Genomic DNA, 20,602 nt, shown 5'->3' with positions numbered 1-20,602 from the left:
CGACAGCATTACCCTGCAAATTCTAGAATGCCGACAGAACAGTATGAGCTTTTTTTGCACGATGAAGATATACTTCTCCATGTAAACCTTCTAAAGGAGAACCACCAATAATCAGAAGCAAAGGCGTACAAGCACCATGTAGGCGTCCTAAAGCAAAATCCTGCATTTGCTTTAAATCGACAGCACTCGCCTGAGGAGAGGATGCAGGGTGACTGTGCCACTCGCCTACATAGTGCAATAGAGGGTCTTTCTTTTTGGCGGCTGCCAAGGCTTTGAATATACCCTCGGTTCCTCTCAAAAAAGAGGTGCGACCGTGCTTTGAGTCGACTGGAGCAGCGGTCGCGATGGAAATTGTTGCCATGCGAAGGTTACCATCGTAACGACCTATCAGGATACCACCCGTTTCTAAGGGATGATATCGGGAAATATCATCCTTGATAACAGCGAGTGCCTCATCTAGGAAGTGGGCACAGTATTTCCCGTCGGAGGAGCAGAATAAAGGGTTCATGCCAAAGATCCCCTGATCACTCTTTCAAGCTTTGGAACTTGCCATGAGTGACAATGTCCGACAGGCAATGAGACTTGTCTTTCATACACCTGCTCGATAAGTTCCACAGCTATACCAGCAAGTCCAGTAATTCTATTAAGGCGGGCAGGAGTCAATGGATGCCAGCACCCTACACCACGGGGCATATCTTCTTTTAAAGCAGCCAAGTGCTCTTCAACCCTGAAAGGTTCAAACCACTCATGAAAAGCATCGGCGTCGAAACTGGAAGCAGAATCCGAATAGAAAAACAAGCGCTGCGCATGAAGACCCAGCGAGAGGCTGATAATCGGCACCTGGCCCGCAATGCCAAGAAACGGCAGCTCCCGCAACACCGTGTCTGAGGCTGTAGCATCAATGACAAGTGTGGCAGCATTCACTGCTTCTTCCAAGGCCTTATCTTTTGAAGTAGCTGAAACCGCAAGCCCCACCACGCTGGCCGAGGGGTTAGCATGGTTCAAACCGTAGGCGACGGAAATAGCCTTGTTCCTGTTTAGCTGTGGCAGGTTCAACGGGTGCCGGACCAGATTGCCAGCCTCCAGTAAGTCTGGATCCACTATGGTCATGTCAGTAACCCCCATACGGACCAACTGCTCAGCCAAATGAGCGCCCAGAGCCCCTGCCCCTATCAAAAGCACATTCGCCTTACGTAAAGGGAGTGAAATCCTACCTCTGCTTTGCAAATCATTTGGATGCCAGTTTTCTGCTCTGCTCACCCATCGGACAGGCGAGGAGCTTCGAAGCGTATTTTCTACCAAAGAAATGCGAGCCTTGGCAGAAGCATTGGTTTTTGGCGACAAAACAAGGGCTTGCCAGTGATACCTGTAGGGTTCTTCTTTTACTTTGCTTGGAATCGGCATGCCTACAAAAAGAAGAAGCTCGTTGTGGGTCCTGAGCTTAGCCAAGGAAGGTCTAAGTAAATCGATAAGCGATTTTCCTTGACTGGCCACAGCGTCAGTAAGTTCCTTCATGGTCGCAGGCACTTGCCAGCGGTTAATTACTGGGACCTCATCCAGGCGAACCCACAAAGCATCTTGATGGCTAGGCAATTGATCAATAGCTGTTCCCCAAGAAGGTTCATATACTGTTTTGTCACCTCTATGGTCCTTGAACTCCTGCACTATGGCAACATGGTTCAAATAGGATACAGCCGCAGTGCCAGCGTAAAAAGGACTCTGCTTCCAGTGAGAAAAAGAAACCTCATCTTCATAATAAGCCAATGTAAATACCTTGTTCTTAGACTCAGTTGCTGTATACCTAAAGCCTGTGTCAAAGTCAGGTAGCTCAAAGTGATCCCCCGCGACTGCTAAGGTGTCTGTAGCAGCGCATTGCAGCCATTCCAGCGCCCTCGCCGCATGCCAAACCACACGGTGCACGGTTGAGGTGGGCTCAGTCTCCATCGCATTACGTGAAGCGGCAAACCCATGGGTTTCGCTTAGGCTACAGATATGTCCGTTGCGTACCGGCCACAGAGGGTGTACTCCTCCATTGTACTGCTGATGCTCAAAAGTCGCGGTTACTCCTTCCTGCCCGTTGGAAGGATGCACTTGTACTTTTCCCCAGGGGTCAACGCTGAAGTCAACGATGATTCCCCACTCTGTGAAACGGTAAACGTCCTTCGTCGGCTTTGTACCGAGCATCTCTAAGCGGATACGCAGTATCCAAGCATTGCTTGAGGGGATTGGCTCCCAGTCTCCCAGGAGCTCAATACCTCTCATTCCTGACATCAAGACACTGCTTTGGCCCAAAGCCAATTGGTCAAGCTCATTCATAAGGCAGAAGATTATGCGAATCGCCCTCCACCGGTAGACCCGCCTTGGCTTGGAGGAATATAACCGCCTCCACTGTTGCCGCTGCTGTTCTGTTTACCGATCTCGCGAAGCAAGGCCTTAACGTTTTGAATAGCCCGCGTTACATTGTACTCACTGGCATAGCCTTCCGAGCCGTCGGCCAGAACTTTGTTGTTCTTAGCCTGGAAGCGCCAGCGCCACTCACCTGCTTTGTCTTCGAAATACTCCCATTCCGGCCCGTGACCGGACTCTTCATCTCGGGACACTTTTCGCTCTGGGGCATTTGGCCCCAATGTTGTGAACAGGGCCGCTCCTTTCTCGCAGTCCTTACGGTCGTTGTAACCTTCTCCTGAGTCAGCCACAATTGCGCCGTTGTCATCCTTTAGGCGCCAGCGCCATTCAAGACTTTTGTCTTGATAAAAATTGAATCCTTTCATGTGTTGAGTTAAATGTTATAAAATATGGAATGTTAAAAGCTGATGATAGACTCTTTTTATCATTAATTTTCAGACGCCTATTTAATTTACTTTATTCTCTTTTGTTCTATACAAAGCTATAGCTCTTGAACGCAACCTATTTGCGTTCAAGTAAAAAAATGTAAATTGTTGAAAAATAATTTGGTATGCCGCAGAATAAGCAAGCATATGTGCGAATGAGGGTAATTGATGATTGCTTGAGAAGCAAGATCAGGAAGTATTGGTCAAAGACTGACTTAATTGAAAAAATTAGTAACACAAAAGACATTAAGATAAGCGAAAGAACCCTCGATTATGATATCTACTTGATGCGTAACTGTTCTCAGCTCAACTACAATGCTCCAATAGGGTACTCGAAGAAAGAAAACGGCTACTTTTACTCAGATTCTAACTTCTCCATAGCCAATCTGCCCTTAAACGAAATTGAGTTTAACGCACTTGCAACGGCTGCTGCAACACTAAACCAGTTTAAGCACATATCTGTCTTTCGGGAATTTGCCTCAACAGTAGATAAGGTAATCAACCTTGTACAGCACATAGAATATCAAAGGTCGGAAACCGGTTTGAAGTTCATGGACTTTGAGGAAGCTCCGTATTCTGTAGGCAATGAGCATTTAGACATACTTATTGATGCAACCAGGCATAAATACCCAGTTAGACTGATATATAAGAAATTTGATGCTGCCAGACCCAAACCACGTACAGTTAGTCCATATTTGCTCAAGGAGTACCGCAACAGGTGGTATTTAGTAGGATTACAACATGAGACAGGCAGCCTGAGAAAATTTGCATTAGACAGAATCTGTAGTCTTGAGCCTACTCGGGATACTGTGTTTATGGATAACTATGGGTTCAACCCTCAACTTCATTTTAAAAATGCCATTGGTATTTCTTTGGAAGAAGAAACAGTAGAGGACGTAACTCTATCTTTTACTCCACATGACGGGAATTACATAAAGACACAGTATCTTCATAGCTCTCAGGAAATTCTAATTGATGACAAAACAGAGCTAAGAGTAAGGCTAAAGGTGGTGATTAACTATGAGCTTATTTCTACTATTCTAAGTTTTGGAATGGCTGTTAAGGTTATTGAACCTGCAGTTTTGAAGCAAAAAGTAATCGATAACTTAAAGAGTTGTCTTCAACTTTATTAGAGACTACTCATTTTAGGATTTAGTAGTATTAATTATAACCACCCTTAATCACATAATCTAGGTATCAACTAATGCTTGTCTGAAGTGATGAATTTTCTTAATGTGATAAATGGACCCTACAAGAGCCCTTCATCTGCCATGGAATAATAGGTCTCGCTGGTGAGGATAATGTGATCCAGTACAACAATGTCGAGCAGTTCTCCGCCTTGCTTCATTTTCTTTGTCAATTGTAAGTCTGCCGCACTCGGCTTGGTGTTGCCGGAGGGGTGGTTGTGGCAGAGGATGATGGAGCTGGCGCAAGCTTTAAGCGCTGCAGCGAAGATAAGCTTCGGGTCAGCCACCGTGCCTGCCACGCCTCCGGTTGAAAGCTCGTAAATGCCCAGCACCCTGTTGGCCCTGTTGAGAAGCATTACCTTGAACTGCTCCACAAACTCTATCTTTCCTGTATCCCAGCTTTGGCGGAGCACCGCTGCGCTGTCAGTGGAACTGGTTACCTGTGGACGCTCGGATGGTTTTACTTTGGAGCGGTAAGTCAGCTTGATTTCTGCTACTCTGTTTAATCCGGATTTTTTAGTCAGCTTTTCCATAATCTTGTTCTTTTAAGTATGAGGAATTGATTATGGTGCCCTCACTGCCTCCGGGATCGGACTGAGGGCATAGGTGGAGCCTGTAAAAATGCGGAGGGCTCCTTTCAGGGATACCCATTTTTTCAGGACTACCTTGTCCCGTGTCCGGGCCGCAAGGCTACCTTTGCGCCGAAATGAATGACAGTGGACTTTTGCTTTGAAGTGTCCTAAGTAGTGTTCTTACAGGATTGTCTTTTATTTGGACTTCCTACTAAGGCAATTGCTTCTATTTGCAGGTTCTGAAAACTCATGTCTTGTTTTAAAAACAAATTAGTGAACTTGTTGAGTGTTTAAGTCGCTCAACAACTCCTAACTGTAGTTTGCCAAGTTTCTCCTTGACCTCCATAGCAAGGTAAATACTGATCAGCCCTCCTCTAACTCCAATCCAGATAGTTATGGGCGGGTGCTGGCACCAAGAAAGAGCCGCCATGCGAATCCGTCATCATTAACTCTCTTATCTACTCTACCTTCTCCTTTCAGGCCACCCAGTTACGAATGTAAGCGCATTTGGTTTCCTGAAAATAGCCTATTCTTCTGTTCTGGAACAGAATTTTCCAAGAAGTCTTCCTTTACCTTTATACTACACCAAAAGGGAAAGGGACATGAATAAAAAGCTGGCCATAGAGGGGATTACAGCACTGCTGATCCTGCTATTTCTTTATACTGCGCTGAGCAAACTGCTGAATCTGCATGCTTTCCGGGGGCAGCTGATGCTGCAGCCCTTCCCTGCAGGATGGGACACCTTGCTGCTGTGGGCACTGCCCTTGACAGAGCTACTGGTTTGTGTTTTGCTTTTCTTTCAGCGGACACGACTGCAGGGCCTCTACCTGGCAACGCTTCTGATGTTGGTTTTCACTCTGTACGTTGCCCTGGTTCTTACTCGCGCTTTCGGCTACATTCCCTGCAGCTGCGGGGGTGTGCTGGAGCGGATGGACTGGGAGACACACCTGGTCTTTAATATAGTTTTTCTGGCTTTGGCGATCACAGCGACAATACTTCATAAACGATCAGAACGGCAGGAGCCTGCTGTGCGGGCTGCGGCTGGGCTATCTAACGGAAAGGAGGGAAGCGGTAAAGAGTAAGCATGGAAACAGCGCAGCAGGGGAGCCCCGCTGCATGGGAAACGACAGTATAAATTTTCCGACTGGGCAAGGGCTCGGGAGCCAGTTGGAGCAGGTGATCGCCTGAACCTGCCAATCTCAGGCAACTTTAAATTTTTAATACCATGAAAAAGATGAATTTGAGTATGCTCGCCATTTTGCTGGGGACAGCGTTGGCGGTTGCGGGAGTCGAGGGGAACTCGCAGCCGGAAGCGCAACAGGAGCAGTGGTTCCTGCTGCAGATGGGAGGTGATCCCTCTGATCCGAATGACTACACTATAACAGGTGGATCACCGTCCAACTGCGTGGTGGGCGACCACCGCTGCGCTATTCTAGCGGAGGAGGATGCAACCAATCCAGGTAAGCCGACGCAGGATGGTGTAGATGACCCTGCAAGGGAAGTGTTCCGCAGCCAACAGTAGGCAAGGAAGCGCTTTTCTGATTTAAAAAAAGCCTGATGCGAATACGCACCAGGCTTTTTGGTGTGTGCTCAGTTCTGCTGAATGCCGCTTATTTCGATTACCCTCTGGGGAAGCGGAAAAACGTAGCGAGTATCCCCCGGGGGGAGCGTGTGTGTGCCTTCTGGCAGTTCTCGGGTCAGCGAAACGGCGTAGCGGCTATCCTTGTTGAGGCGGCGCAGGTCAGCCCAGCGCATGCTTCGGAAGGCCAGCTCTTTTCTGCGTTCCTCCAAGATGATGTCCAATGCCTGGGTGCCGTCAGTAGCTTCCAGGGGCGTGAAGGTACCGGCCTTCCAGCGTTTTTCCAGCAGGACATTAAGCGTGGCCATGGCTGGCCCCGCCTGACCCAGCCGGGCATGGCACTCGGCGCGGATCAGGTACAGCTCGTCGGTGGCGAGCCCGGTGAAGAGGAGAATGGACCCGGCGTAACTTCCCCGGAAACCGATGTTGCCGGGTTCATACTCGTGGTAGAAGACTTCCCGGCGCAGGTCATTCTCCCCATAGAGCGCGTACAGGTCCGGGTTCACTTTCCCCGCCGGGTAGTAAGTGCCGGAGAGCATAAACATGGTGCTGTGGAAAATCACCTCCTCGTTCATACCTGGGATCGGGTTCGCTGCGTTCAGGTCCAGCAGGTTGTAGTCCAGCAGTTTGTCATGCAAACTGAGGGCTCTGTCCGCATAGGAGAGGGCCTCGGGGTAACGCTCCATCTGCAAAAGGGTGCGGGCGAGCAGCGCGAAGGCGGACGGCTTGGAGGGCCGTGTCTTGTAAGCTGGCACTTTCGGCAGCAGTTCTGCGGCTGTTTGCAGGTCTGCCAGCACCTGGTCGTAACTTTCCTGCACGGATGCCCTACCAGCACGCTCGTTGATGTCAGGGGTCAGTTTGAGCACAATGCCCGGGTCTTGAGCTGCCGTAGCCTCATTGTAGGGCTTCGCATAGACCTGCAGCAGGTTGTAGAAGGCATTTGCCCGGTAGAAAAGCGCGCTCCCCCTGATCATGTTCCACTCGCTTTTTTGGTGAGGGGCGGGCTCCAGTTTTTCCGTGCCCTCCAGCACCAGGTTGGCGTACAGTACCGCGTTGTAAGACAGAGACCAGTCATTGCGGTCACTGTCATTGTAGACATCCCGCTCCCAGGCGTAGACGTTCTTGACCGTCAGACTGGAGAGGGCGTTCCAGTCCGCAGGCCTGATATATAAGTTGTCGGCGGCGACTTCGCCTGTAAAAGGAGTCTCCTGGTTCAGTACGTAGTTGTTGTCGAGCAGGCGCAGGAGGTTCTCAAGCCTATCAGTCGGGATCGCCAGCGACTTGTCAGGCTTTACGTCCAGGAAATGCTCGCAGGACGAAAGCGAAATCGCCAAGAGTAGGGTGAAAATGCATTTTATCTTTTTCATGGTATCGATCTTTTAGGATTAGAAGCCAACCCGGAAGCCCATGGATAGGGTCGGTGGCGGTGTCATGTAGTGGGCATGGTCTGGGTCAAGGCCGTGCTTGTTGGCGCGCCACAGGATTCCCAGGTCCCGCGCTACGGCGTAGAGCTGGACGTGCTGCACCATGCGCCAAGAATCAGACGGCTGCAGCACGTCTACCGTGAGGTTGATGTCCTGCAGCCGTATATGGTCCCCTTTCTCCACCAGGGCGGCGGAGTTGGCGTAAAAGGTGTCGCGGTTCACATTATTAGGGTAGACCATGGATGGAACCGAAGTGCGCTGCTCGTCTCCCGGCTGCTGCCAGCGGTGGGCAAAGTCCGGGTGGCTTACCCAGCCCTGGAATAGGTTGTTGTAGTGGATGGAGGGGCGCCTGAAGTAATACCCGAAGCGGTAGCTGATATTTCCGGACAGCGTGACGCCCTTGTAGCGGAAGGTGTTCAGGAAGGAGCCGAAAACAGGAGGCAGGGCTGGGCCATGGTAGACCAGTTCCTCCAGCTGCGTATGCCGGGTGATGGCCGTGTAGTCTTTGCTTAGTTCCCCCTCAACGAGGCCCTGCGGATCTCCTGTCTGCGGGTCCAGCCCCTGCCAGGCGTAGCTGTAGATGCTGTGCGGGGGGCGCCCCTCAACCGGCGTGACGGAGAGGCCGGAATTGATGAAAGTGCTGCCGCTAGCCGTGGTGTGCTCATAGCGGGTGACCTCGCTTCTGTTGTAGTTGAAGAGCAGGGTACTGCTCCAATTCAGGCCCCTATCCAGCACTTTTCCGGTCAGTGAGAGGTCCACGCCGTTGCCTTTCATGGAGGCGACGTTGCGGCGGATCCTGCTGCTTATCACACCGGCCGTCGGGTCCACGAGAGCATCACCGATCAGGTCCGTACCCTTCTTGATGTAATAGTCAAGCGTGCCGTGCAGGCGCTCGTTTTTCAGGCGGAAATCCAGGCCCATGTTCCAGGTGGCTGCTTTCTCCCAACGCAGGTCCGGGTTCGGGTAGGTGCGCACAACCGCGTAAGGGCCGCCGTTCAGGTTGCCCGAAACGGAGCTGATGGTGGCCAGGGCGGTCAGGTTGTTGTCCAGGTTGCCGTTGTAGCCAAAGGAAGTTCTGGCCTTTAGGTATTCTAGCCAGGGAAGGGAAAAGAAGTCCTCCCGGTGTGCGTTCCAGGCCAGTCCGGCTGACCAGAGGGGAACGCCGCGTTGGTTGCTGTTCACCCCAAAGAGGTTAGAGGCGTCCTTGCGGGCACTCGCGGTTGCGACATAGCGGCTGTCATAGGTGTACGTGGCATTGGCGTAGTAGGAGGTAAACCGCTGGTTTCGCTCTGAAAAACCGGTGTTGTTTTGAATGCGGCCCCTGGCGGCCGGGTTGAAAGAGAGGGGAAACTGTGTCATATTGTCAACAGGCACGGAGGTGCCCACGCGCTCATCATAGCCATAGGCCCGGAACTGCTGACCGGTGCTGCGCTGTGTCTGCCCTTCGGCACCGGCCATTGCCGACAATTCATGCTTGCCGGCTGATAGGTCGTACCGGAGCTGTCCCCGGCCGTTGTGGGACCGGAACTGGCCGTGCCAGGTGTCAATAATGCTGCCCCGGGGAACAGGGAAGCTCAGCGTTCCGTCCGGGTTCACCTGGGTGAAGCGGTTGATCAGGTTGCGCGTCCCGTATGCCTCGGATGTCTGCAGGTTGGTGTTCAGGTCCTGGTTATGGGCATACTGGTACTTCCCGATAAAAGTCAGGCCTTTGAACAGATCCACGTCCACCCCAACCGTCACGATGGCCTGCTGCTGCTCGATCGTGTGGTCAATTCCGTCAGCATCCCGCAGCGGCACATATTCCCAATTGAGCAGACCGCTGGATGCGGCAGAGGCGGCATAGTCCTGCCGGTAGTCCCTGGGCAGGACCACCGGGTTGCCCTGTTCGTCCGCCAGGCGGGCATAGGGGTAGAGCCTTTTGGACTGGTCCAGGCTGATGTCACTGAAGGCGGGACGCCCGAAGCGCCTGGTCCCCTGCGCCAGGTTGATGCCTGTGTGCAGCGTCAGTCGTTTGGTGGGGGTGTAGCTGTTGTCGGCGCGCAGGCTGATGCGGTGGTTGGGATCACCCAGTTGGCCGGTGGCGGCATCGTAACCGCCTGCCAGGTAATAGGACATGCGCTCACCGCCGCCGCTCAGGTTAAGGGCGTACTGCTGGTTTACCCCGGTATCGTAGAGATGGCGCTGGAAATCGTCCCGTACGTCGTGGGTGGCCAGGCCCTGCAGGGCTTCCTCCAACTGAGCGTCTGTGAGCTGGCCCTTTCGGTGCAGGATCATCAGCTCTACGGCAGGCGAGAGCAAAGTGCGGGCGGGACTGTTCTCCTGGCTGTTGTAGAAGCCTCTGCCGAAAAGAAAGCGTTCCACCCCGATGAAGTCAGCCGGGGCCATCATGGGCACCTGGCTGAAGTCCGGCTTCTGCAATACGCTGACGTTAGCATTGACGTTCACACGCATGGGCTGCTGGAGCCGTCCTTTTTTGGTGGTGATTACGATCACGCCGTTGCCGGCGCGGGCGCCCCAGATGGAAGCAGCTGCCGCGTCCTTGAGCACCGTAATACTCTCCACGTCGTTGGGATTGATGGCGATCAGGCTGCCTTCGTAGGGGAAGTTGTCCAGGATAATGAGCGGTTCGGCATTGCCGTAGATTGTGCTAATGCCCCGGATGTTGACTTTGGGGTTGTTGCGAACGCGCTCGTCGAAGTTAAGCCCGGAGGTGACGCCCTTGAGCCGGTCCAGGATGCCTGGGCTGACGGAGCGGTCGAGCAGCTCCCGCTCCACCTGCGTAAAGGAGCCCGTCACCCGCTCGGGAGCCAGGCGCTCATAGCCCGTGGAGACGAGCACTTCCCCGAGGGACTGGGAGTTTTCACGCAGGGCAATGGTCATTTCCCCATGTATAGGCGGTTTTAGCGGCACCTGCTGTGTGATATAACCCAGAAACGAAATCTCCAGGGTGTCGGCAGCCGGGGGAGGGGCTAGTGTAAAGTGCCCCTCGGGGTCAGTGGCGGTGGCGGTGTTAGTGCCCAGCAGGCGCACCGTGGCACCGGGGAGCGGGTGGTTGCCGGGAGAGGCGACCACACGCCCCTGCAGCCGCTCCTGCCCCAGAGCGGGGAGCGTAATGCAAAACAGCAGGAAAGCGATTAGTAGTTTTGGTTGCATACAGGATTGATTTTTAGGTTTGGAAATACTTATTGGATGATGAGCACCTGGAACGGACGCTTTTTCTTCTGCAGCTGGAGGCCATAAGCCGCCAGCCGGGTGTTCAGCCGGCTGATGTCCTGCAGGTCCCCTTCCGACAGCTGGAGATCGATAGGGTAGGTGATGCCTGTTCTGTCGAGCACCGGAAGGTCCGGAATATGCTTGTTGAGAAAAACCACCAGCCTGTTGACCGACTCGTTGCGCATGTACTTGTCCGGGTCGCTGACGTCGGTGAAGTTGTGGCCGGACTCACCCCCCGAAGACCGCGGCACTGCCGCTCGGCCCAGTAGGGTCAGCTCCCAGCAGTCGATGCGCTTTTTGCGGACGCTGGCCTGTAGGCCGAAGAGCCGCTCCAGGTCCTGCTGCATAAAGGTGTAGAGCTTGTCGGAGAGGGCGGCGGGCAGCAACATTTCGTAGCAGTAGTTCTTGTGCTGGCGCTCTTCCACCAGATTGTGCACCTGGTGGGCGCGGGCCTTGTCGCTGGCCAGGAAAATCTGCTTCTCCGAGAAGTAGGAGGGCAGGCCACAGGAAGCCCGGAGGAGTTGCGCTACGGAGGCATTCACGATCTGCAGGCGTAGGGTGGAGTCTGTCTTCACCTTGCCGGAGCCGCCGCCTAGCCCGGGCACATATGGAGTGAGAATGGAGCGGTAGCGGGGGAAAGGGGAGCCACCATTTCCCTCGTGGAAGAGCGGTTTGCTGTGGTCATGATCCATGACATCTTTCTTATGGTCCTTGAAGTGGCCTTCCTGCCCGCGCAGGAGGCGGCGTACCGTTGCGGGTGTTGCGTCGTACGGACCGGTCTGGGCAAGCAGCCTGCCCTCCGGGCTGATCCACACGAGATGGGGCACAGCATTGTAAGGGAAGAGCTCCTCCAGTTGCTGGTTGTTTAGCACGATCGGCAGCTTCATGCGCCGCCCGATAGGGTTGTTGGCGAGGAAGGCCTCCACCTCTTCCCGTTTCTGGGAGGTGACGGTGATCACCTGCAGGCTATCGCCAAAGGTCTGTTGCAGAGCCTCCAGCCTGGGGAGCGCCAGCAGGCTGGAACCGCATGTGGTGGCCCAGAACTGCAGCAGCACGACCCTGCCGCGGAAGTCGGAAAGGCTGGCTGTGCCGGATGGGTTGTGAAGCAGGGTGCTGAGGGTCACGTCGGGTACCTGCTCCCCTGTCTCCAGTTCGGCGGCAGCGTGCTCCTGTGCCTGTCCCCGAACGGTTTGGGAAAGCAGCAGCGCCATCAGGGCGAAAGCCAGGCAACACGCATGATGGATAGTTATTCTATTTAAAAACTGTTTTATTAACGGCATGTATTAGTGTTTAAAGGTTTAATTGATGTGTAAGGCCACAGGTGGCCACTGGGCTTTTCTCCGCCTAGTGGCCTGAGAGAAGGTAGCTGACAGGGAGCAGGAAGAGGAGAGGCGGGGGCGACCGGCGCGAGCGAGGGACGGTAGACTTCGCTCACGGGCGACTGCGGTTACTCACCTTAAAACTATTCTATAACCTATAGAGCAGCCGCCCCCTGCACAGCCGGACAGTGCCGGGCGCCCCGGCCTCCCCTAGTGTAGCATTGGATCGCGGCGGCAGCGGCAGAGTATGACCGCTGCCGAGGCAACAATTGATTCTGTAAGCTGGTCCGGGCGGTGTGTCTGCGGACCGCCAGCAACTGATCGGAGGGCAGCCTGCAGGAAAAGTATAGGCATAGGAAGCCCCGGAAGCCATTTTTGTGGTTTCATATAAGTGTAAATCAGGATGTAACAATTATTTAGCCGCTAGTGCGGGTGGATCTGTAGGAAACTTTCTAATCAGGCGGACAGACAAGCAGCATCCAGTTGGCAGACACGTTGGTGTGCAGGGATTCCAGAGCCTCGGCCAACGAGGCTTTTTCTGGACAGGTCGTTTTGTTGCTTAACTGCGGCGTGGAGCCGGTTTTCTCGGGCATGTCATGCAGTTGATATAGAGCTGAAACAAGCGTTTTAAGATCTTCATAAAAGGTAATCAGTTCGGTGTTATGAATACAGGAGGACTTGCTGTCCTTCAGGGCCAGGATAAACCACTTCCAGAGGCGTTGCTGCGCTTCGTGCTGCGGGTAGCGGGCGCAGAAGTCCAGCAGGGCCTGGTCGGGCTCGGAGAGTTTGAATTCAGGTAAGGTGTAGGGTATAGAGTTCATGATGGGAATGGGAAAAATTGGAAAATAGAGTTCCTGCCAGCCGCTTAGCAGCGCTGGTCATGCCGGGGAGGGAAAGGGAAGGTCTGCCTACAACACGTGCTAGCTGGTGTTAGAGAGGCAGCAACGGGAAGGAATCAGCTCACTCAGGTGGTGAAATGAGGAGCACCCAGCCGGAGGAAGGACTCCGGTGTGCACATACGCGCTGTATGGTGCTGTTGACTTTCTGATTCATTACTCTGGCTATAAAGTGCAGTTGAATAATGAATCCTGGAAGAGGGGAATCGCTAACAGAAATAAGCGATAGCAATGGAACCCACTCCGTATGATGCGGAAACCTGTAGGAGGGTTGTTGGCACATACAAGAGCGGGCCCATCACTATCGCAAAGATAGTAAATGGGCAACTACTCCTGCATCTTGCACCAACAGAAAGTTTCCTACATTTTCCGCGCAAGACTCAGAACCCAATTGCCTGGATTTCTAATCCTAGATGTTGTTCTAAAAGCTAAGATAGTATATAGATTTCATATATCAAAATATTTTGGAACCATAGTATAAAAATACCATCCTCTTTATTGTCTGGATGGGAAAAGAAATCAAAATCACTCCTACTGACCAGTATATTATTGATAAGGTTAGAGTACTTCGACTTGAGAAAGAAGTATCTCAAAAAAAGCTTTCAGAAATTATAAGTCCATCTGGTGACAATTCAGCTATTGGGAAAATTGAAAGTGTCTCTACAACCCATAAATATACCGATCATCAGCTCAATATAATCGCTAACTACTTTGGCTGTACAGTCTATGACTTCTACCCGGCTGAGATACTGGATGACACGCCCCAGGTGAAGACCAGAGTGCCAATCCCTAAAGGGCTGGGGCCAACGGGTATTATTAATGCTTTGCTTGAGGAGGGAAAGTTTTTCAGTGTGCCGCAGACAATCAGGAAGACTACCGATTACTGTAATGAATACTTCAAAGAAAGCAGGCCTGTGACGGACTACACTGCTATCTTAGAGAGAGCAGTTGAAAAAGGAAGCTTGAAGAAGGTGGAGCTCGAAAGTGGTAACGTGCGGTATCAGCAGGTATAACTATTTAAATTTGCCTTTTCAAAAACATCTTGAAATGTCGTAATTAGAGATGTGAAAAAAGAAAAGCCGACAGGAATCCTAACAATGCCTGTATCATCGATTGAGTTCGATAAAACCTACCGCGTGAGGCAGAAGCGGCTTGAAATGGGCTACACCGCCCGGGAGCTTTCGTTTCTGTTGGGCTATCACCCCCTATATGTTAGGAACGTGGAAGACCCAACTTCCACAAAAAAGTATAACGCCGCTGAGACCAACTACCTGCGGCAGATTTTTGAGTGCCCGCTGTCTGACCTGATGCCGGGTAAAATCGAGGAGCCGTTCTTCCATATCCAGGTAGAGCATGACCTTAATCCCGAGTCAAATAACAAGAGCTATACTATATCTTTTCTGAAAGAAGGAGGCAAGGAACATTTTCTAACCTTTGAGGAGGAACCTGCCAATTTTGAATTGCCGTTGAAAAGTGCGGCCACACAAGAGGAAGTGCAGCAGTTTGTAAATGCACTGTTTGCTAATAACTATTTTGATAAGCCCCGAACAAGGCTGGAGGTTTTCAAGCTGTGTCAGGAAAAATTCGGAGCTCCTTTGAGGCCTGCATTTGTTGCAGATGCATTAGGGTTTTATACTGGGAAACGGAAAGCGCCCAGATTGGTAAAGGGGAAGAATGAGAGTTCGAGGGATGTGTTTGTAAAAGAGTGACTTGGTAAGATCGCCTTCACAGCTCTTAAAATTATGAATACTTCCACCAGGTAATCAGTAGGGTTAACTTCTAAAAGAATGCGCTGTATTGGTTTGAATTCCAGAAAGCCTTCAATTGAGAGTTAATTACATGAGTTCTTGCGCTATCCTAAGTGCTGATATTCAAAGGGAGCAGAAAGCTAGTAATTTTAGGTTTTGGTCAAGTCAAAAGCATTGTTGGTGTAATATTTTCGCAGTCATAACAACGTTTTGCTACTTTAATGTGCAGAAGAGGGAACACTTATTATTTTGTTGAATTTATACTGAAGCAGTGGAAATAGACTAACGCTTTGAACGATTGTGGAGTAACTGTTAATCTCTTAACTGAAAAGAAACATACTTCCATTAATTGCTTATTCCATCAACACGAAGCAATGACTTGAATAAACAATAGAGATATGCATTGTTTTTAATGATTAACCCCTATTCGTATCTACTTAAACAAACTTTGTCTTATGAAAAGAATTCTTTTAGCATTTGGCCTTATATGTAGCTTGTCTTGTATCAAGGCTGTGGCGCAGGATACGCTTACTGTTGCCGTGCCCAAGAATATTGCACAAACCATTTTAGCGAAACTGGACCATGAAGTTGATTTGAACGAAGCACAGGAGAAAAAAGTATATGCCATTCTGCTGGAGCGTTCAGAGAAGTTCAGTCAAATCAAGCAAAGCAGCAAGTCAAATAAATACTCCAAATCTAACTTTCGACAAGTAAACGAGCAAGCTCATAGCAAGTTTAAGCAGGTGCTGACATCTGATCAACTTGAGAAGCTTAAGCGGTTACGAGATGAGACGCAGCTGCAAAGAAAAGCTCTCCGGGAGGAAGACATATATAAGTCTGTACAAGACATTGAGTTGGATTTTTAAACAGCAATAATATGAAGACATTAATTATAAAATTGTCCTTACTAGTGCTGTGCATCTCGCTTCTTGCCTGCAAAAAAGATAAAGAAGAAGTAATGCCAGACTATAGTATGACTGGTTCTAATACCTTTGCTGCATTTGTGAATGGTCAGCTATGGGTGCCGAAGGGACGACCGAGTACATTTCAGCCCAATCTACAACTGATTTATGATCCTAACTATAATGGAGGATCTTTTGATATTAGAGCTTACCGAGTTAATGAGAACTCAAATACCCACGAACTAATAGCAATGAATATTTCTCAGGTGGATCGTACAGGCCTCTACAATCTTGGAAACCGGCAGGAAGGGAGGGTTCTTTATGAATCAAATAAGTGCATTTATGAAGGAGATGAAGGGGAAGTAGAAGGTGTGCTGGAAATAACTAAGCTCGATCTGCAGAACGGCATTATTGCAGGTAAGTTTGAGTTCACGCTTATAAAAACAGATTGTGATACCGTCAGAGTTACTGAGGGCCGGTTCGATAAAAAAATCTTCTAAAACCAGGTACTAAATCCTTGATTTCATGAAAACACAACTACCCTTCTTTAGAGGGCTGGCATCGCTTTGCCTTTTGCTGACCCTTATGTCCCATAGTCTGCAGGCACAAAACACTGTAACTATAGGGGCAGGTACCGACTGGACTGATGTGATGCTCTACCGGAATGATCAGAACACAAGCATTGCAAACACCAACTACCATAACCAGGCCAGGAACCTAGCCAGTGCTTGGACCAGCAATGGCTTCCCAACCTATTGGCGCACGCTTTTTAGGTTCAACTTGAATAGTATTCCTCCGGGAGCAGTAATTCAGAATGCGACGCTTTATTTGTACAGTGATCCCACGGCAACCGGCAGTTCTGGAACAACTAATAACCAGTTGAGCGGCTCAAATGCAGTGTATTTTGAAAAGGTCAATTCTAACTGGGGCGAGACCAGTGTTACTTGGAATAATCAGCCTGCCACCACTACAAGCGGGCGTATCTGGCAGCAGCCTTCCACCTTCACAACCGAGAATATACAGGTAAACCTTACCTCTTTTGTGCAGGACTGGGTTAGTAGCCCCTCTACAAACTACGGCATGAGGATGGCTCTGGAGCATGAGCAGTACTTCCGTGGCAGGGCCTATGCAAGTGAAGACCACACCAATACAGCTATCCGACCTAAGCTGATTATCACCTATTCAACCTCTTCCAGTGATCCGGTTGCCGATGAAATAAATAATATTTTTGCCCTTCTGGATAAGACACAGGTGCCCACAGGCTTCTTGTCGGACTATGGCAGAGAGTTTCTTCCTCTGGATGTATTCAATGGTATACTGACAGATAGCAACAGGGTTAATATAGATGCCTGGAGGTGGAGTTATGCATCGTTGTATAGCTCCCGAATCTACGGTGCCAATTCACTTCCTACGCTTGCCACTGTAAATAACGCCATTAAGAATGTGCAAAGTAGCTCTGGGGCTATACCTGTCGTAATGGCGCATGCCAACTATGCATATATCAAACCAGATGCCTTTAGCAACAACCTGCTTAAAGTGGAAAATAATCAGCTCAGGGACGTGATGGGAAGAACGCAGAGCCCATATGCGGAAAGATCCTATTTCGCAGCTAGTCCCGTCCGCAACTCTGTTAGCAGTGGGACTGTTTCTCTGGTGTTCAAGCCGGAGATTTTCTACAATACCACGGGAAAAACCCCACAAACATTCTATATTGATTTCGCCGATGGGAGGGGATACGTAAATACGGCCTGGAATACACCTGTATCCGCAACCTATACCTCAGATGGTACGAGGCTAATTAAGATTAAAGTCTTATTCACCGATAATACTTTCTATGAGTGCTATTCGCAGATTGCAGTTTCAAACACCGGTGCATTGGCTTTCCGCTACCCAGGTGAGCCGCAACTCCCACCCCACACTATAAACGCACGACCTGGCATCCACGACGGCGGGCAGCTCTTCATATCATTAGGGCAAAATCATACTACCATCTCTAAACCTCTAATAGTTGTGGAAGGCTATGATGCTTCTGACATAGCACCAGATTTGATACCTACTAAAGAATACAATGATTTTATTTCTTCAATTAACACACCAATCTTTAGAGTTAACAATCAGCTTTATCATGAAAGTTTTAATAACCAACTTGACTTGGCGGGTTATGATTTAATTTTCCTGAACTTCAATAACAGCCTAGATGATATTACTCGAAATGCCGCGCTGTTCGAAGAGGTTGTTAATTGGGTTAATATGCAAAAAGGCAGTGGAGGAGAAGATAATGTTGTTTTAGGCATAAGCATGGGAGGCCTCGTTGCACGCTACGGCCTGGCTAAAATGACGAAGCAAGGAGGAGCTACCCGCACCAGATTACTGATAACGCATGATAGTCCGCACAGAGGAGCCAATGTGCCCCTAGGTTTCCAGCACTTGATTACTTCCATCCCTGATTTAAAAGTCTTGGCCGATGCAAATATTCAAGATCTTTCCCCAGCCGTAAAAGCAGGTTTTGACCTGCTATCAGCTCCCGCGTCCCAGCAGATGTTGATCCTTAGATCTGAAAATGGCAATACAATAGCTAATACATTCTTAGATAACATATATAGACCAATGGTTACTTTCAGTTCAGCAGATCTACAGCCATCTTATCGCTTCTTAGCGACAAGCCAGGGATCGGAGTGTGGCCAGCAACTCTTTACTCCCTATACAGAGTTAGGGAGGCTTGATTCTGAATTTTTCCTGTCACCACTACCGTGGCTTAGTAGGAAGGCCTTAAAGGCAGAGGCCGTGATCAATGCTTTGCCAGAGCAAGGAACTTCCAAAAGGATTACCTATCTAAAAATTGGGTATGAGTATCGACGATTTTGGTTCATAAAGTGGGAAAAGAACCTATTAAATATTAGTAAAAACGCACCATCCTATGCCCTGCCTTGGGATGGCGCACCGGGCGGTACGTTTACCTTGGACGATGAGGATGATAATCCTTACAGTGTATCAGGCCCAAACATAAAATTTGGCATTTTCTTTAAACTAAAGGTAAACGGCAACATAGCAGGCGAATTTACCTTTGTCCCTACTGCAAGCGCACTGGATGTAGAGCCGACTTCTCCGGCTGTACTTACGGCCAAATACAGCGGCGGGATTAGTGTAACGGCACAGTCGGCAGCTGATGATTTTATTGCACAAGATAGGCCTTTTGCTTCCGCTCCTTATAATATTTACCATACAACATTCACCAACAGGAATGCCGAGTGGATTTTTAACGAAATGCAAAGCAGTACGAACAACACCCTGAACTGTTCGAATGAATGCGGGCCGACCGTGACTATAAGCTCAAGCAGTAATTCTGTATGTGGGGGTACTGCTTACTTTTCCGTCCCAGATTATGGCAATGGTGTGGCCTATAGCTGGTCAGTGGGGCCAGGCCTGTCCATAGTCTCTGGCAACGGAACCCGTCAGATAGGAGTTACTTCAGCTGCAGGCAATTATAGCTCTGCCACGGTGTCAGTTAATGTCAATACCAAATGCGGCACCCTTTCCGCTTCAACAAACATAACTATAGGTTCAGGGTCAGCCTTTATTAGCAACCCATATGATTTAAGTTGTTACTGCCAAATATACGGGCCTCAGACAGGTAAGACATATCAATTCTTTGTGGATACAAACCAATATGGCGTTGATCCTAGTAATTATCGATGGACCATTACACCTCCTTTTGACTCTCCGGAGCCGTATCCGATGGAGTTTTCGGGCAGTTCAATTTACTTCGACGCCTATTATCCCGGCGAATACACTTTTGAATTGCAGCAATATACACCAGGTTGCGGATGGAGTGTTAAAGACACAAGATACTTCTACTTTAGTCAGGGGTATGGCATGTATGCTTACGCCTATCCTAACCCTACCTCGGATGAATTGAATGTGTCGCTGAGCAGCGCTTTCCCGGAAGAAGAGGATAATACAGATAGCACTTATGAAGTTCGCCTTTTGAATGCGCAGCAAAAGGAAGTGTATAATAAAAAGACGAAGGACAAACAATTAGTTATCCCTGTTCAGAAGCTCAAGAGTGGAACATACTACCTGCAGCTTAACTCTGGTACGAGGACTGTGGTAAACAGAATTGTCATAGGGCAAAATGTAAGGTAATGAGCCAAGGTGTTACCTTCTGGCATGAGGTTATGTCACAGGGTGGCTTACAGCACTAAATTATAAGCAAACATAACTTACATACGAGTATTGGTCTAACATGAATCATCCCGAACTTTGATTGAGGGATAGATAGAGCAGACTTCAGAGGTTGGCCAAAGCCAGGCGGATGCGGTAAAGCAGTGTGGGAGTTTCCTGCACCGCTTTCCTGTTCTGTGGCAGCCCAGGCGCTGCTCCTTTTGCTTTTCGAGCTCTTTGTCAAGCAGCGAGAGCAGCAGGCCCGAGGGGCGGCTGCGGTGTCGTACCAGCGCCTGGCACAGCCCCAGGAAAGTGGCCACCAGCCGGCGGTCCAGCAGCCGGCCGAGCAACAGAAGGAAAGGGTAAAGGAATTGCTCCAGGCGATGGCGAAAAACGGGCCAGCGGGAGAACTTCGGCCGCCGGTCCGGCGTTTTTAGAAGTAGAGCACATAAAAACCTCCTGTCTTTAGGTGATACATTATCTATATCCCTAAAACAGGAGGTTTTCCTTTTTCATCTCATCTCTAAACTCTGGGATGATTCATATTTAAATAAGGGCTATAATTATATGTGCCATTCTCTTTTTCGATGATCAAGAATCATTCCTACTCCATCTGTAGAGATTGGAGCACGTCAGTTAAATACTAGCACAAGCCTGCTATTGAGTAAAAGAAATTTAACCCAAAATATAGGATATTCAAAGAAGTTCTTTGGCTAAAAAAATTATAACATCTCTATTTGGTATAATATGTTGGGTTCTTTCTGCAATAG

General features: G+C 49.8%; 17 protein-coding genes. 8 read left to right on the top strand and 9 right to left on the bottom strand.

The window, feature by feature from the left end:
* Positions 1-22 precede the first annotated feature (22 nt).
* From AC5FX6_RS15190 to AC5FX6_RS15180, 3 genes are read right to left on the bottom strand one after another with little or no spacing between them, the layout of a single operon-like run.
* Complete coding sequence (locus AC5FX6_RS15190; protein WP_116541348.1) at positions 23-508, bottom strand: Mov34/MPN/PAD-1 family protein; 486 nt, start codon at positions 506-508, stop codon at positions 23-25.
* Positions 505-2,316 (bottom strand): ThiF family adenylyltransferase, encoded by a 1,812-nt coding sequence (locus tag AC5FX6_RS15185; protein WP_116541347.1) that lies wholly within the window; start codon positions 2,314-2,316, stop codon positions 505-507. Before AC5FX6_RS15185 ends, AC5FX6_RS15190 begins: the two co-directional genes overlap by 4 nt.
* 11 nt (positions 2,317-2,327) lie before the next feature.
* On the bottom strand, positions 2,328-2,771 hold the full coding sequence (locus AC5FX6_RS15180; protein WP_116541346.1) for a YegP family protein: 444 nt from the start codon (positions 2,769-2,771) through the stop codon (positions 2,328-2,330).
* 185 nt (positions 2,772-2,956) lie between these two features.
* Between AC5FX6_RS15180 and AC5FX6_RS15175 the strand changes: the two genes are divergently transcribed.
* Entirely contained in the window at positions 2,957-3,964 is a 1,008-nt protein-coding gene (locus AC5FX6_RS15175) for a helix-turn-helix transcriptional regulator (protein WP_116541345.1), read from the top strand.
* 116 nt (positions 3,965-4,080) lie between these two features.
* On the opposite strand, the gene AC5FX6_RS15170 is transcribed toward AC5FX6_RS15175, so the two are convergent.
* Positions 4,081-4,551: a JAB domain-containing protein gene (locus AC5FX6_RS15170; RefSeq protein WP_116541344.1), complete on the bottom strand. Its 471-nt coding sequence runs from the start codon at positions 4,549-4,551 to the stop codon at positions 4,081-4,083.
* A 641-nt stretch (positions 4,552-5,192) separates the two neighbouring features.
* On the opposite strand from AC5FX6_RS15170, the gene AC5FX6_RS15165 reads away from it, so the two are divergent.
* On the top strand, positions 5,193-5,672 hold the full coding sequence (locus AC5FX6_RS15165; RefSeq protein ID WP_196114294.1) for a MauE/DoxX family redox-associated membrane protein: 480 nt from the start codon (positions 5,193-5,195) through the stop codon (positions 5,670-5,672).
* A gap of 143 nt (positions 5,673-5,815) precedes the next feature.
* Positions 5,816-6,112, top strand: coding sequence for a hypothetical protein (locus AC5FX6_RS15160; protein ID WP_493597887.1), 297 nt, complete (start codon positions 5,816-5,818; stop codon positions 6,110-6,112).
* Positions 6,113-6,180: 68 nt separating this feature from the next.
* Here AC5FX6_RS15160 and AC5FX6_RS15155 read toward each other — a convergent pair whose 3' ends face one another.
* The 5 genes from AC5FX6_RS15155 to AC5FX6_RS15135 all read right to left on the bottom strand — a co-directional run bounded on the left by AC5FX6_RS15155 (position 6,181) and on the right by AC5FX6_RS15135 (position 12,946).
* Positions 6,181-7,536, bottom strand: coding sequence for a RagB/SusD family nutrient uptake outer membrane protein (locus tag AC5FX6_RS15155; protein ID WP_196114296.1), 1,356 nt, complete (start codon positions 7,534-7,536; stop codon positions 6,181-6,183).
* Positions 7,537-7,554: 18 nt separating this feature from the next.
* Complete coding sequence (locus AC5FX6_RS15150; RefSeq protein WP_196114297.1) at positions 7,555-10,746, bottom strand: SusC/RagA family TonB-linked outer membrane protein; 3,192 nt, start codon at positions 10,744-10,746, stop codon at positions 7,555-7,557.
* A 29-nt stretch (positions 10,747-10,775) separates the two neighbouring features.
* Complete coding sequence (locus AC5FX6_RS15145) at positions 10,776-12,086, bottom strand: redoxin domain-containing protein (RefSeq protein ID WP_196114298.1); 1,311 nt, start codon at positions 12,084-12,086, stop codon at positions 10,776-10,778.
* 249 nt (positions 12,087-12,335) lie between these two features.
* Positions 12,336-12,512 (bottom strand): hypothetical protein, encoded by a 177-nt coding sequence (locus AC5FX6_RS15140; RefSeq protein WP_493597886.1) that lies wholly within the window; start codon positions 12,510-12,512, stop codon positions 12,336-12,338.
* A 65-nt stretch (positions 12,513-12,577) separates the two neighbouring features.
* Positions 12,578-12,946, bottom strand: a complete 369-nt coding sequence (locus tag AC5FX6_RS15135; RefSeq protein WP_196114299.1) for a hypothetical protein — start codon at positions 12,944-12,946, stop codon at positions 12,578-12,580.
* Between the two features lie 581 nt (positions 12,947-13,527).
* On the opposite strand from AC5FX6_RS15135, the gene AC5FX6_RS15130 reads away from it, so the two are divergent.
* The 5 genes from AC5FX6_RS15130 to AC5FX6_RS15110 all read left to right on the top strand — a co-directional run bounded on the left by AC5FX6_RS15130 (position 13,528) and on the right by AC5FX6_RS15110 (position 19,814).
* Positions 13,528-14,034, top strand: coding sequence for a hypothetical protein (locus tag AC5FX6_RS15130; protein ID WP_196114300.1), 507 nt, complete (start codon positions 13,528-13,530; stop codon positions 14,032-14,034).
* Positions 14,035-14,085: 51 nt separating this feature from the next.
* Positions 14,086-14,730: a hypothetical protein gene (locus AC5FX6_RS15125; RefSeq protein ID WP_196114301.1), complete on the top strand. Its 645-nt coding sequence runs from the start codon at positions 14,086-14,088 to the stop codon at positions 14,728-14,730.
* Positions 14,731-15,224: 494 nt separating this feature from the next.
* The gene (locus AC5FX6_RS15120) at positions 15,225-15,635 is read left to right on the top strand and encodes a hypothetical protein (protein ID WP_196114302.1); all 411 of its coding nucleotides are present in this window, start codon (positions 15,225-15,227) and stop codon (positions 15,633-15,635) included.
* Positions 15,636-15,646: 11 nt separating this feature from the next.
* On the top strand, positions 15,647-16,171 hold the full coding sequence (locus tag AC5FX6_RS15115) for a Riean_0653 family protein (protein WP_196114303.1): 525 nt from the start codon (positions 15,647-15,649) through the stop codon (positions 16,169-16,171).
* Between the two features lie 25 nt (positions 16,172-16,196).
* On the top strand, positions 16,197-19,814 hold the full coding sequence (locus tag AC5FX6_RS15110) for a DNRLRE domain-containing protein (protein ID WP_196114304.1): 3,618 nt from the start codon (positions 16,197-16,199) through the stop codon (positions 19,812-19,814).
* The last annotated feature ends 788 nt before the right edge of the window (positions 19,815-20,602 follow it).

The sequence above is a fragment of the Pontibacter sp. LHS2 genome (assembly GCF_058932845.1).
The sequence above is the reverse complement of the archived record's forward strand: the minus strand, read 5'-3'. Positions and strand labels throughout refer to the sequence as shown.

What these genes read in the sequence shown, in the direction of transcription:
- AC5FX6_RS15190 (WP_116541348.1), bottom strand. Translation starts at nt 508, where the DNA reads ATGAACCCTTTATTCTGCTCCTCCGACGGGAAATACTGTGCCCACTTC.
- AC5FX6_RS15185 (WP_116541347.1), bottom strand. Translation starts at nt 2,316, where the DNA reads ATGAATGAGCTTGACCAATTGGCTTTGGGCCAAAGCAGTGTCTTGATG.
- AC5FX6_RS15180 (WP_116541346.1), bottom strand. Translation starts at nt 2,771, where the DNA reads ATGAAAGGATTCAATTTTTATCAAGACAAAAGTCTTGAATGGCGCTGG.
- AC5FX6_RS15175 (WP_116541345.1), top strand. Translation starts at nt 2,957, where the DNA reads ATGCCGCAGAATAAGCAAGCATATGTGCGAATGAGGGTAATTGATGAT.
- AC5FX6_RS15170 (WP_116541344.1), bottom strand. Translation starts at nt 4,551, where the DNA reads ATGGAAAAGCTGACTAAAAAATCCGGATTAAACAGAGTAGCAGAAATC.
- AC5FX6_RS15165 (WP_196114294.1), top strand. Translation starts at nt 5,193, where the DNA reads ATGAATAAAAAGCTGGCCATAGAGGGGATTACAGCACTGCTGATCCTG.
- AC5FX6_RS15160 (WP_493597887.1), top strand. Translation starts at nt 5,816, where the DNA reads ATGAAAAAGATGAATTTGAGTATGCTCGCCATTTTGCTGGGGACAGCG.
- AC5FX6_RS15155 (WP_196114296.1), bottom strand. Translation starts at nt 7,536, where the DNA reads ATGAAAAAGATAAAATGCATTTTCACCCTACTCTTGGCGATTTCGCTT.
- AC5FX6_RS15150 (WP_196114297.1), bottom strand. Translation starts at nt 10,746, where the DNA reads ATGCAACCAAAACTACTAATCGCTTTCCTGCTGTTTTGCATTACGCTC.
- AC5FX6_RS15145 (WP_196114298.1), bottom strand. Translation starts at nt 12,086, where the DNA reads ATGCCGTTAATAAAACAGTTTTTAAATAGAATAACTATCCATCATGCG.
- AC5FX6_RS15140 (WP_493597886.1), bottom strand. Translation starts at nt 12,512, where the DNA reads ATGAAACCACAAAAATGGCTTCCGGGGCTTCCTATGCCTATACTTTTC.
- AC5FX6_RS15135 (WP_196114299.1), bottom strand. Translation starts at nt 12,946, where the DNA reads ATGAACTCTATACCCTACACCTTACCTGAATTCAAACTCTCCGAGCCC.
- AC5FX6_RS15130 (WP_196114300.1), top strand. Translation starts at nt 13,528, where the DNA reads ATGGGAAAAGAAATCAAAATCACTCCTACTGACCAGTATATTATTGAT.
- AC5FX6_RS15120 (WP_196114302.1), top strand. Translation starts at nt 15,225, where the DNA reads ATGAAAAGAATTCTTTTAGCATTTGGCCTTATATGTAGCTTGTCTTGT.
- AC5FX6_RS15115 (WP_196114303.1), top strand. Translation starts at nt 15,647, where the DNA reads ATGAAGACATTAATTATAAAATTGTCCTTACTAGTGCTGTGCATCTCG.
- AC5FX6_RS15110 (WP_196114304.1), top strand. Translation starts at nt 16,197, where the DNA reads ATGAAAACACAACTACCCTTCTTTAGAGGGCTGGCATCGCTTTGCCTT.